General features: G+C 44.5%; 7 protein-coding genes. 6 read left to right on the top strand and 1 reads right to left on the bottom strand.

The window, feature by feature from the left end:
* Both D8872_RS10860 and D8872_RS08995 read left to right on the top strand, forming a co-directional pair.
* Window positions 1-5605: collagen-flanked surface repeat-containing protein (locus D8872_RS10860; RefSeq protein WP_185761411.1), on the top strand; the 5605-nt coding region annotated here is incomplete at its 5' end.
* A 117-nt stretch (window positions 5606-5722) separates the two neighbouring features.
* Window positions 5723-6871, top strand: coding sequence for a glycosyltransferase (locus D8872_RS08995; protein WP_125390694.1), 1149 nt, complete (start codon window positions 5723-5725; stop codon window positions 6869-6871).
* Window positions 6872-7046: 175 nt separating this feature from the next.
* On the opposite strand, the gene pepT is transcribed toward D8872_RS08995, so the two are convergent.
* A complete protein-coding gene (gene pepT, locus D8872_RS09000) occupies window positions 7047-8270 on the bottom strand; it encodes a peptidase T (RefSeq protein WP_125390695.1) in 1224 nt (407 codons plus the stop codon).
* A 281-nt stretch (window positions 8271-8551) separates the two neighbouring features.
* On the opposite strand from pepT, the gene D8872_RS09005 reads away from it, so the two are divergent.
* The 4 genes from D8872_RS09005 to D8872_RS09020 all read left to right on the top strand — a co-directional run bounded on the left by D8872_RS09005 (window position 8552) and on the right by D8872_RS09020 (window position 13464).
* Entirely contained in the window at window positions 8552-9184 is a 633-nt protein-coding gene (locus D8872_RS09005; RefSeq protein ID WP_125390696.1) for a copper homeostasis protein CutC, read from the top strand.
* A gap of 11 nt (window positions 9185-9195) precedes the next feature.
* Entirely contained in the window at window positions 9196-9867 is a 672-nt protein-coding gene (locus D8872_RS09010; protein ID WP_125390697.1) for an MmcQ/YjbR family DNA-binding protein, read from the top strand.
* Window positions 9868-9979: 112 nt separating this feature from the next.
* On the top strand, window positions 9980-11728 hold the full coding sequence (locus tag D8872_RS09015; protein ID WP_125390698.1) for an ABC transporter ATP-binding protein: 1749 nt from the start codon (window positions 9980-9982) through the stop codon (window positions 11726-11728).
* Window positions 11725-13464 carry an ABC transporter ATP-binding protein gene (locus D8872_RS09020; protein WP_125390699.1) on the top strand — a complete coding sequence of 580 codons (1740 nt, stop codon included), beginning with the start codon at window positions 11725-11727 and terminating at the stop codon, window positions 13462-13464. The genes D8872_RS09015 and D8872_RS09020 overlap by 4 nt, the downstream gene beginning before the upstream one ends.
* The last annotated feature ends 38 nt before the right edge of the window (window positions 13465-13502 follow it).

Consider the following 13502-nt stretch of genomic DNA (forward strand, 5'->3'; position numbering starts at 1 on the left):
AGTCGTAGACAACAACGACGGTACTCATACTGTTAAAGTTGGTCTTGATAAGAATGGCAATGGTCAGTTGGATCCAGACGAAGTAACATCTTCAACAATCGTCAAAGACGGTAAGGATGGCAAATCTCCACTAGCTAAGGTTGTTGACAACAACAACGGCACCCATACTGTTCAAGTCGGCCTCGATAAGAACAACAATGGTCAGCTTGATCCAGATGAAGTAACATCTTCAACTATCGTCAAAGATGGAAAAGCTGGCGCAACTGGAGCTACAGGAGCGACCGGAGCTAAAGGCGATAAAGGTGAAGATGGCAAGCCATCATTGGCGCAAGTCGTAGACAACAACGACGGTACACACACAGTTAAAGTTGGACTTGATAAGAATGGCAATGGCCAATTGGATCCGGATGAAGTAACCTCATCAACCATCGTCAAAGACGGTAAGGATGGAAAAGCTGGCGCAACTGGAGCTACAGGCGCGACCGGAGCTAAAGGTGATAAAGGTGAAACAGGTGCTACCGGTGCAACTGGAGCTAAGGGTGATAAAGGTGCAACTGGAGCCACTGGAGCCACTGGAGCCACTGGAGCTAAAGGCGATAAAGGTGAAACAGGCGCAACAGGTGCGACTGGCGCTAAAGGAGAAGATGGTAAGCCATCATTAGCCCAAGTTGTCGATAATAACAACGGCACGCACACTGTTAAAGTTGGCCTGGATAAGAACGGCAACGGCCAATTGGATCCAGACGAAGTAACCTCATCTACCATTGTTAAAGATGGTAAGGATGGAAAATCTCCACTAGCTAAGGTTGTTGATAACAACAATGGCACACACACAGTTCAAGTCGGTCTGGATAAGAACGGAAATGGTGGGCTTGATCCAGACGAAGTAACTTCATCTACAATCATCAAAGATGGTAAGGATGGCAAAGCTGGCGCCACAGGTGCAACCGGAGCTACAGGCGCGACCGGAGCTAAAGGCGATAAAGGTGAGACTGGTGCCACAGGCGCGACTGGCGCTAAAGGAGAAGATGGTAAGCCATCATTAGCCCAAGTCGTGGATAATAACAACGGCACGCACACTGTAAAAGTTGGACTTGATAAGAATGGCAACGGTCAGTTGGATCCAGACGAAGTAACCTCATCTACCATTGTTAAAGATGGTAAGGATGGAAAATCTCCACTAGCTAAGGTTGTTGATAACAACAATGGCACCCATACTGTTCAAGTCGGTTTGGATAAGAATGGCAATGGCCAATTGGATCCAGATGAAGTGACATCTTCTACAGTCATTAAAGATGGAAAAGCTGGTGCAACAGGAGCTAAGGGTGATAAAGGTGAAACAGGCGCAACCGGTGCAACTGGCGCTAAAGGAGAAGATGGCAAGCCATCATTAGCCCAAGTTGTCGATAATAACGACGGTACACACACTGTTAAAGTTGGTCTTGATAAGAACGGCAACGGCCAGTTGGATCCAGATGAAGTAACTTCATCTACCATCGTTAAAGACGGTAAGGATGGTAAGTCTCCACTAGCTAAGGTTGTCGATAATAACAATGGCACACACACAGTTCAAGTCGGACTCGATAAGAACGGTAATGGTGAGCTTGATCCAGACGAAGTAACATCATCTACAATCATCAAAGATGGTAAGGATGGAAAAGCTGGCGTAACCGGTGCCACTGGTGCCACTGGTGCTACAGGTGCGACCGGAGCTAAAGGCGATAAAGGTGAAACTGGAGCAACCGGCGCAACTGGTGCCAAAGGTGAAGATGGCAAGCCATCATTGGCTCAAGTCGTAGACAACAACGACGGTACACACACTGTTAAAGTTGGTCTTGATAAGAACGGCAACGGCCAGTTGGATCCAGATGAAGTAACATCTTCAACTATCGTCAAAGATGGAAAAGCTGGCGCAACTGGAGCTAAAGGCGATAAAGGTGAAACTGGAGCTACAGGAGCAAAAGGTGAAGATGGTAAGCCATCATTGGCGCAAGTCGTAGACAACAACGACGGTACGCATACTGTTAAAGTTGGTCTTGATAAGAATGGCAATGGTCAGTTGGATCCAGACGAAGTAACATCTTCAACAATCGTCAAAGACGGAAAGGATGGCAAATCTCCACTAGCTAAGGTTGTTGACAACAACAACGGCACCCATACTGTTCAAGTCGGCCTCGATAAGAACAACAACGGTCAGTTGGATCCAGATGAAGTAACATCTTCAACTATCGTCAAAGATGGTAAGGATGGAAAAGCTGGCGCCACAGGTGCTACAGGCGCGACCGGAGCTAAAGGAGAAGATGGTAAGCCATCATTGGCTCAAGTCGTAGACAACAACGACGGCACACATACTGTTCAAGTCGGTCTGGATAAGAATGGCAATGGCCAGCTCGATCCAGATGAAGTAACATCTTCAACAATCGTCAAAGACGGTAAGGATGGTAAGTCTCCATTAGCTAAGGTTGTAGACAACAACAATGGTACCCATACTGTTCAAGTCGGCCTCGATAAGAACAACAACGATCAGCTTGACCCAGACGAAGTGACATCTTCAACAATCGTCAAAGACGGTAAGGATGGAAAAGCTGGCGCAACTGGTGCTACAGGCGCAACCGGAGCTAAGGGTGAAGATGGTAAATCATCATTAACTGAAGTAGTTAACAACAACGACGGTACTCATACTGTTAAAGTTGGTCTTGATAAGAATGGCAACGGTCAGTTGGATTCAGATGAAGTAACATCTTCAACCATCGTCAAAGATGGTAAGGATGGCAAAGCAGGAGCAACTGGCGCCACCGGAGCTAAGGGTGAAGATGGTAAATCATCATTAACTGAAGTAGTTAACAACAACGATGGTACGCATACTGTTAAAGTTGGTCTTGATAAGAATGGTGATGGTAAGCTTGATCCAAGCGAAGTAACTTCAACAACTATCGTGAAAGACGGCGCAACTGGAGCTAAGGGTGAAGATGGCAAGCCATCATTGGCTAAGGTTGTAGACAACAACGATGGCACTCATACTGTTCAAGTCGGACTTGATAAGAACGGCAACGGTCAGTTGGATTCAGACGAAGTAACCTCTTCAACAATCATCAAAGACGGTAAGGATGGAAAAGCTGGCGCAACCGGTGCCACTGGTGCGACCGGAGCTAAGGGTGAAGATGGTAAATCATCATTAACTGAAGTAGTTAACAACAACGACGGTACGCATACTGTTAAGGTTGGTATCGATAAGAATGGCGACGGTAAGCTTGATCCAAGTGAAGTAACGTCAACGACTATCGTGAAGGATGGCGCAACTGGTGCTACAGGCGCAACCGGAGCTAAGGGTGAAGATGGTAAATCATCATTAACTGAAGTAGTTGATAACCACGATGGTACTCATACTGTTAAAGTTGGAATCGATAAGAATGGTGATGGTAAGCTTGATCCAAGCGAAGTAACTTCAACAACTATCGTGAAAGACGGCGTAACTGGTGCAACCGGCGCGACTGGAGCTAAAGGAGAAGATGGTAAGCCATCATTGGCTCAAGTTGTAGACAACAACGACGGCACACATACTGTTAAAGTTGGACTTGATAAGAACGGCAATGGTCAGTTGGATCCAGACGAAGTAACCTCATCTACCATTGTTAAAGATGGTAAGGATGGTAAATCATCATTAACTGAAGTAGTTGATAACAACGACGGTACTCATACTGTTAAAGTTGGACTCGATAAGAACGGCGACGGTAAACTTGATCCAAGCGAAGTGACTTCAACAACTATCGTTAAAGACGGTGCAACAGGAGCGACCGGAGCAACAGGAGCTAAAGGTGAAGATGGAAAATCATCATTAACTGAAGTAGTTGATAACCACGATGGTACTCATACTGTTAAAGTTGGAATCGATAAGAATGGCGACGGTAAAATTGATCCAAGTGAAGTAATGTCAACGACTATCGTGAAAGATGGCGCAACTGGTGCTACAGGCGCAACCGGAGCGGATGGCAAGCCATCATTGGCCAAGGTTGTAGACAATAACGATGGCACTCACACTGTTCAAGTCGGACTTGATAAGAACGGCAACGGTCAGTTGGATTCAGACGAAGTAACCTCATCTACCATCGTTAAAGACGGTAAAGATGGTAAATCATCATTAACTGAAGTAGTTGATAACCACGATGGTACTCATACTGTTAAAGTTGGAATCGATAAGAATGGTGATGGTAAGCTTGATCCAAGCGAAGTAACTTCAACAACTATCGTGAAAGACGGCGTAACTGGTGCTACCGGTGCTACAGGCGCAACTGGAGCTAAGGGTGAAGATGGCAAGCCATCATTGGCTAAGGTTGTAGACAACAACGATGGCACTCATACTGTTCAAGTCGGACTTGATAAGAACGTCAACGGTCAGTTGGATTCAGACGAAGTAACCTCATCTACCATCGTTAAAGACGGTAAGGATGGTAAATCTCCATTAGCTGAAGTAGTTAACAACAACGACGGTACTCATACTGTTAAAGTTGGTCTTGATAAGAATGGTGATGGTAAGCTTGATCCAAGCGAAGTAACTTCAACGACTATCGTGAAAGATGGCGCAACTGGTGCTACAGGAGCGACCGGAGCTAAGGGTGAAGATGGTAAATCATCATTAACTGAAGTAGTTAACAACAACGACGGTACGCACACTGTTAAGGTCGGTCTTGATAAGAATGGCGATGGTAAACTTGATTCAAGTGAAGTGACGTCAACAACTATCGTTAAAGACGGAAAAGATGGTAAGACACCATTAGCAGAAGTAGTTGATAACCAAAATGGAACACACACCATTAAGATTGGTTTTGATACAAATGGTAATGGTAAGCTTGATCCAGATGAAGTAACCTCTGCTACAATCGTTAAAGATGGAAAAGACGGTAAAGATGGCAAGGATGGCAAAGACGGAAAAGATGGTCAAAGCTCACTTGTAACTCTCGTTGAAAATGAAGATGGTAGTGTTACTATTCTTGTTGGAATTGATAAGAATAACAATGGTAAGGTTGATTCTGATGAAGTAACATCTTCTACAATTATCAGAAATGGTAAAGATGGTAAGGACGGAAAAGATGGTAAAGATGGAAAAGATGGTAAGGACGGTAAAGATGGCAAGGGTGTAACCGGTCCAACCGGTCCAACCGGTCCAACCGGCCCTACAGGTCCAACCGGCCCTACAGGTTCAACTGGTCCAACCGGTCCAACCGGTCCAACCGGCCCTACAGGTCCAACCGGTCCAACCGGCCCAACCGGCCCTACAGGTCCAACCGGCCCTACAGGTCCAACTGGTCCTACAGGTCCAACCGGTCCTACAGGTCCAACTGGTCCTACAGGTCCAACTGGTCCAACCGGTCCTACAGGCCCAACTGGCCCTACTAATCCAATAAAACCAGTAGTTCCAACAGCTCCAACAGTTCCAGCTAAGCCAACAAAACCTGCAGGAACAACCAAAGTAGTAGCTAAGTCAGGAACCCTTCCTAAGACTGGTGACAATAGCAACCATGAAGTAGGTGTGGTAGGCGCAGGACTTCTATCAGCTGCACTTCTAGCTGCCTTAGGTGTTTCTAAGCGAAAAGAAGAAGAACTCTAAGATATTCTCTTTATAAAATTTAAGCAATATCAAGTTTAGAGTAAAACAGAGGCTATTAGGATTATTAAAATTCTACTAGCCTCTAGTTTTGTTGTATTAATGTTTTGGAGGAATTGAATGTCATCAATTGTATTGAATATGATTGTAAAAAATGAAGCCCATATAATTTTGGAAACACTCCAAAATTTGGTCAATTCAATCACATTTGACTACTGGGTCATTTCTGACACTGGCTCCACAGATGGAACGGAAAACCTCATCTTGAACTTTTTTAGTGAGGTGGGGATTCCAGGAGAATTGCACAAAGATGAATGGCAAAACTTTGCCTATAATAGAAATTTAGCCCTAAATTATGCAAGAGGAAAGGGAGACTATATTCTAATCTTTGATGCAGATGATTTCGTTGAAGGTAGTTTAAAAATTTCTACTGATCTTGAAGCAGATGCCTATTATCTCAATTTTTCAGATGAGAGTGGAGTTCTTTCATTTCGTCGTGTAGCTCTTGTTAAAAATAATCCAGAAATTTATTGGCGAGGAGTTGTGCATGAATTTATTGAATTGCCTGAAGGTGCCAGTTATGGAAATCTTGTAGGACCTTATTCAGTCATTGCAAGAACAAGAGGCGCACGAAGTCTAGACGATGATAAATATTATCATGATGCAACTGTACTTGCAAATGCCGTTTATAATAATCAAGACCCTGATTTAGAGCCTAGATATACCTTTTATTGTGCGAGATCTTATCGTGATGCAGGTTTATACCAGGAGGCCTTGTCTTGGTTCAAAAAACGTGCAGTTATGACGGATGGATGGTCAGAGGAAGCTTATTATTCTTGTCTAGAAATAGCGCAAATTTATGAAAATGAAGGGAAAGCTTTTGAAGGACGGGAGTATTTGGAAAAAGCTATCCAGATTAACCCTAATCGCGCTGAAGCATGGTCTCAATTAGCTAAATTATATAGAGAGGCAGGGCAGCATCACATTGCTTTTGCTTATGCTTATATGGCTAAGGATTTAGAATTGAATCCGGATAGTCTTTTCAGCTGGAACAGGGTTTATGACTATTGGATTCCATTTGAATTGTTAGAAAATGGTGTCAAAATAGGGAATTTTGAAGTTGCCTACCAAGGCTTCAGAGCTTTGATTATGGCAGGACAGGCCGATACTTATAAGAACTATTATGAATACTTACCTCAGTTCGAACAGTATCTAGATAATGAGATTATTGAGAAGATTATAGAAGTCATTAACGGTACAGAAGCTTAATTGAATCTGTCAATACGTTTTTTTGTCGACTATAACGGCCTGATACATGCCAAACTTTGGAGAGGACCAATTGGTCTTCTCCTTTTTTGCTCTTGGAGCAGTTGGTATTAGCTTAACTTTCAGTTTTAAAAGTCAAAAAAAAACAGAAATTCCTTATGAATTTCTGTTTTTTTATTTATTCTTGATAAGAGACGATGCCAATGATAGTATCGACAGCGCGTTCCATGGTTTCTAAGCTGACATACTCAAATCGTCCGTGCATATTTTCACCACCGGCGAAGAGGTTCGGTGTTGGGATGCCCATAAAGGAAATTTTTGAGCCATCAGTTCCGCCACGAATAGGCTCGATAACCGGCTGGATGTCCAAACTTTCCATGACTGCTTTAGCGATATGGATTGGTGTCATGTCCTTTTCAATGACCTGCTTCATGTTGTAATACTGGTCTTTGAGGGTCAAGATGACGCGCTCGCTACTCAGCTCTTGGTTCATCTTATCAGCAATGACCTTCATAGCAGCTTTGCGATTTTTAAAAGTCTCTGTCTCAAAATCGCGGATAATGTAGCTTGCTTGAGCTTCTTCGACAGTACCAGTCAGGTTCATCAGGTGGTAGAAGCCTTGGTAGCCCTCAGTCTTCTCTGGTCGGTCGGATTCTGGCAGCTGGTTGTGGAAGTCAATAGCCAGCTGAAGAGCGTTAACCATCTGGTCTTTAGCAGTTCCTGGATGGACATTGCGGCCTTGGAAGGTTAGTTCTGCTCCAGCAGCACTAAAGGTTTCGTACTGGAGCTCGCCTAGAGGTCCGCCATCTACCGTGTAAGCAAAGTCTACATTAAAGTCTTCAGCGTCAAACTTATCAGCTCCGATACCGATTTCCTCGTCTGGACCAAAGCCCACTCGGATTTCTCCATGCTTGATCTCTGGATGGGCAGACAGGTATTCGATAGCAGTCATGATTTCAGCAATACCTGACTTGTCGTCTGCTCCCAAAAGGGTTGTTCCGTCAGTCGTAATCAGAGTTTGGCCCTTGTATTTATGGAGACTTGCAAAGTCTGCAGGATCTAAGTTGAAGCCAGATTGCCCAAGCGGAATCACACCGCCGTCATAATTTTCAATGACCTGTGGCTGGATGTTTTCTGCGTTGAAATCCGCCGTATCCATGTGGGAAATAAAGCCAATCTTGCGGGTAAAGCTAGGATCGTTGGCTGGCAGAGTCCCAATTGCAAATCCGTTGGGCAGGTAGTAGACATTTTCCAAGCCAACTCGCTTCATCTCAGGAATGAGGACATTGTTAGCAAAGTCCACCTGACTCTGGGTGCTGGGTGTAGTAGTAGATGTTTCGTCTGAGCGTGTGTTAACTTTGACATAGGTCAGGAAACGATCTAAAAGATTAGGGTATTTCATAAAAGCTCCTTTTTCATTTCATTTAAGTCTATTTTAGCACAATCTTGAACAAAAGACACCCGAAAGTCAACATTTCTCTAGTTGAAGGTCTTGGAAGATGCTCGTAGTGGAAATAGCTGCAAATAAGATTTGTAAGAGTAGACAATAGAAAATTTTGGCAAGCCTATTAATATAAAATGATTGAGAAAAGCAGTGGCAAAAATGCTAGAGGTTCATGTTAAAGGAAATTTTGTGATATAATAAAAAGTAGAAAATCAATATAGTAAATAAGAGGTAGTACCATGATTTATGAATTTTGTGCTGAGAATGTCACCTTACTAGACAAGGCTTTAGAGGCTGGAGCGAAGCGGGTTGAGCTGTGTGATAATCTAACAGTTGGTGGAACAACGCCTAGCTACGGTGTCATCGAGGCTGCAGTACGAATGGTCAAGCCTTATGATGCGACTGTGATGACCATGATTCGTCCTCGTGGTGGGAATTTTGTCTATTCAGATTTGGAAATCGAGATAATGCTTTCGGACATTCAGAAGGCACGTGAAGCAGGGAGTCATGGCCTCGTTTTTGGTGTTTTAACGGAAAATAATGAGATTGATTATCCTAAGATGAAGCGGCTGCTTGAGGCAGCTCAGGGGCTGGATGTGGTCTTCCATATGGCTTTTGACGCTATTCCTGCTGAATATCAGTTCGGAGAGCTAGACTGGCTGGTTGAACATGGAGTTAAGCGGATTTTGACTCATGGCGGGCCAGCGTCAGAGTCCATTCTAGAGCATTTGGCTTGGCTGGATGAATTGATTGAGCATGCGGCAGGGCGGATAGAAATTTTACCTGGTGGTGGGATTAATCTAGAAAATCGTGCCGAGATTGCTGACACTTTGGGTGTTGATCAATTGCACGGCACCAAAGTAGTATTTTAGCAGGAAAGTTCATGCTGGATTTATTTGAAAAATATAGGCTGAAGGAAGAAAGTTTGCTGGATTATGGCTTTGTCAGGTCTAGTGCAGAATACAGATATTCGACTAAGATTATGACTGGCGACTTCCAGATAGATGTGCTGATTTCTGATGGAAAACTGGATTTTCAGGTGCTTGACTTGGATACAGGTGATGAATATCGACCAGTCAAGATGGAAAGTATGGCTGGAGAGTTTGTCGGACTAGTCAGAGCGGCCTGTCAGGAGATTTTGCTGGATATTCGGCAGCATTGCTTTGAGGAAGTAGGTTTTCTTTATGAGCAAAGTCAGCGACTGAGTAGCTATGTGGCGGATACTTATCAGGGGCAGTTGGAGTATCTTTGGGAAAATTCTTCTCGTAAAAGCGCTAATAGAGCCGCTGTTTTTCGCCATCAGGATAGTAAGAAATGGTACGGAGCTTTTTTGACAACCGATTGGTCTAAGTTTGAAAAGGAGCGCAGTGGTGCGGTCGAGGTCCTAAATGTCAAGAGTGACCGAGTTGCGGAACTTATTCAAAAAAAGGGAATTTATCCCGCCTTTCATATGAATAAAAAATACTGGCTCAGCCTGCCCTTGGATGGAACTTTGCTCGATCAGCAACTTTTTGATTTGCTGGACACCAGCTTTGTCCTGACTAAGAAAAGATGAGGATAGTTTGCCTGAGTTTCATTTTTAGATGAAATAGCGTATAATAGAGATAGTGAGAAACGGACAGTCGGATTAAGGGCTGTCCGTCCTTTGTTTGGAATGAGGAAACGGAATGAATCTTATCAGAAAACTGGACTGGTTTTTTAAACTGGAGAAACGGCGCTATATGATCGGCATTTTGGCCTTGTCTTTGGTCAGTGTTTTTAATCTGATTCCGCCACGAGTCATTGGGCAGGTCATAGATAGAATTGCTAGGCAGGATCTGACTACTGAAGAATTTGCTTATAATCTTCTTCTTTTGATTTTGTCCGCTTTCATCATGTATGGTCTGCGGTATGTCTGGCGGCTCTATATCTTTGGCACAGCAAATGATCTGGGGCGCATCTTACGCTTTCGCCTTTTTGAACATTTTACGAAAATGTCACGAAGTTTTTATCAAAAATACCGAACGGGTGACCTCATGGCCCATGCGACCAATGATATCAATGCAGTAGTCAGCGTGGCTGGCGGTGGTGTTATGTCAGCGGTAGATGCTTCTATTACGGCCTTGGTGACCCTCATCACCATGTTTTTGGTCTTGGACTGGCGGTTGACTCTGATTGCCATTCTCCCTCTGCCCTTTCTGTCTTGGGGAACCAGCTTGATTGGTCGGAAGAATCACGAGAGCTTTAAAGCGGCTCAGGAGGCTTTTTCTGATCTCAACAATAAAGTTCAGGAAAGCGTAGCAGGGATTAAAGTGACCAAGTCCTTTGGCTATCAGAATGCGGAGATTCAGTCTTTTGCAGCTATCAACCAAGAAGTCTACCAAAAGAACATCTTGGCTGCCAAGTACAATTCCCTGTTTGACCCGATGGTGCTAATTTTTGTCGGCTTGTCCTATGTTCTGACCCTGATTTTCGGAGGAATATTTATCTCCCAAGGTCAATTTACAGTCGGTGAGCTGGTTACTTTTATGACTTATCTGGATATGCTGGTTTGGCCACTGCAGGCGATGGGTTATCTAGTGAATATCAGTCAGCGGGGATCCGTTTCCTATGAACGGATTGAGAGCTTGCTGGCTGAGGAGTCAGATGTCGAGGAAGCCAAGCAGCCACTTGCCAGTATTCAAAATGGCCGACTGGACTATGAGATAGATTACTTTGCTTATGAGAACGAAGTGACTTTGAAGGATATTCACTTTACATTAGAAAAAGGGCAGACCTTGGGGATCGTCGGGCCGACTGGATCTGGGAAGACCACCTTGCTACGCCTTTTGCTTCGGGAGCAGGATATTCAAGAAGGAGCAATTTATCTGAATGGCCACGATATCCGAGAGTATGCTCTTAAGGATCTGCGCGGTCTGATTGGTTATGTGCCCCAGGATCAGATACTCTTTGCCCTGTCCATTCGGGACAATATTCGCTTTGCCAATCCAGAACTGTCAGAAGAGCAGGTCATCCGAGCAGCCCAGCTGTGTGGTGTTTATGAGGATATTAAGGCTATGCCGGATGGTTTGGATACGCTACTTGGCGAGCGGGGCGTCTCGCTTTCTGGTGGTCAGAAGCAGCGTTTGGCTATGAGCAGAGCCCTCATCACTAATCCAGAAATTTTGATTTTGGATGATTCCTTGTCAGCAGTGGATGCCAAGACCGAGCATGTGATTTTAGAAAATCTAAAGCAGGAACGAGCTGGTAAGACGACCATTATCACTGCCCATCGTCTGTCAGCCATTGTCCATGCGGATTTGATCCTAGTGCTGGAGAATGGCCGTATTAAGGAACGAGGTAGCCACCAAGAACTTCTGGCAGCAGAGGGCTGGTATGCTCAAACCTATCAAAATCAACAACTATATGAACGTTTCAAGGAGGAGTCTGCAAAATGACAAAACAATCAACTTTTAGACGCCTCCTAGGTTATATGTGGCGCTACAAATGGATTAGCCTCCTGGCTCTAGCCTTTATTTTCGCAACGACTCTGGTGACAACGGCCTTGCCGCTCTTGGCTCGGTTTTATATTGACCAGTTTGTTAGCCGAGAGGCAGCCACAAATGGGCTCTATCTTCTGGGAATTTACTATGGTCTCTTTCTTTTGCGGGTGCTCCTTACTTTTCTGGGGCAGTATGCTTTTGCACGAGTGGCTTATAGCATTGTCCGCGATCTCCGTCAGGAGACTTTTGCGAATATGCAGCAATTAGGGATGGCGTATTTTGATCAGACTGCAGGAGGAGCTATTGTTTCCCGCTTGACCAATGATACCCAGTCAGTGGCTGATATGTTTAGCAGTATTTTTTCAAACTTCCTCAGCTCCATGCTTATCTTGGTAGTGACAATTGCAACCATGCTGGCTCTGAATTGGCGGCTGACTCTGCTGATTGTCCTCTTTTTGCCTGTCATGCTTAGTTCGATTATCCTGTATCAGCGGCTGTCCAATCGCTTGCTCAAGCAAGTTCGAGCCAGACTAAGCGACCTCAATGTCAAACTTTCTGAGAGCATTGAAGGAATGCGGATCATCCAAGCTTTTGGTCAGGAAAAACGGTTGTTAGAAGAATTTGAAGCAATCAATGGGGAACACCTAGACTTTAGCAACCGCTATCTGAATGTGAACAGTCTCTTTCTGCGTCCTGCCATGTCTTTGCTGAAAATCTTGGCATATGCCCTTATTCTGACTTATTTTGGCTTGAGTTGGCAAGTAGCTGGAGTAACTGCAGGTGTCATGTATGCCTTTATCCAGTATGTCAACCAGCTTTTCAATCCCTTGATTGATGTCATGCAAAATTACTCTGTTCTTCAGACATCGATGGTGGCTGCGGAGCGCGTTTTTGAACTCATGGATCGTCGAGACTTTGAGCCTGAACAAGCAGAAGAAGGACCTGAGATTCAGGCAGGAAATATTGACTTTCAGCACGTGAGCTTTTCCTATGACGGAAAGAGAGAGATTCTAAAGGACATTTCCTTTAGCGTTAAGCAAGGCGAGACGATTGCTTTTGTCGGGTCAACGGGTTCGGGCAAATCCTCCATTATTAACCTTTTCCTGCGTTTTTATGAATTTGAGATAGGGAAGATTCTTATCGATGGCAGAGACATCAGAGACTATAGTCAAGCAGAGTTACGCCGCAATATCGGTCTTGTCTTGCAGGATCCCTTTCTCTACCACGGCACCATTGCCTCCAATATCCGCATGTATCAGGAAAATCTATCGCAAGCAGAGGTCGAAGAAGCAGCTCGCTTTGTCGATGCCCATGACTTTATCAGCCATCTAGCTCAGGGCTATGATAGTCCGGTTACTGAACGCGGGTCCACCTTCTCTAGTGGCCAACGACAGCTTTTGGCTTTTGCCAGAACCATCGCAACCAAGCCTAAAATCTTGATTTTAGACGAGGCCACTGCCAATATCGATTCGGAAACTGAGGAGCTGATCCAGCATTCTCTCCGGAAAATGCGGCAAGGTCGAACCACTATTGCCATCGCCCATCGCCTGTCCACGATTCAGGATGCCAATTGCATCTACGTTTTAGATAAAGGGCGCATCATTGAGTCTGGTAGCCATGAAGAGCTTCTAGCACAAAATGGGACCTATAAGAAAATGTATCAGTTACAGGCAGGGATGATGGATGCTTGATAGAGTAAGAGAAATTCAAAAAGTTGTAGGACAATAAG

The organism is Streptococcus cristatus (genome assembly GCF_003943815.1).
GTDB lineage: Bacteria > Bacillota > Bacilli > Lactobacillales > Streptococcaceae > Streptococcus > Streptococcus cristatus_F.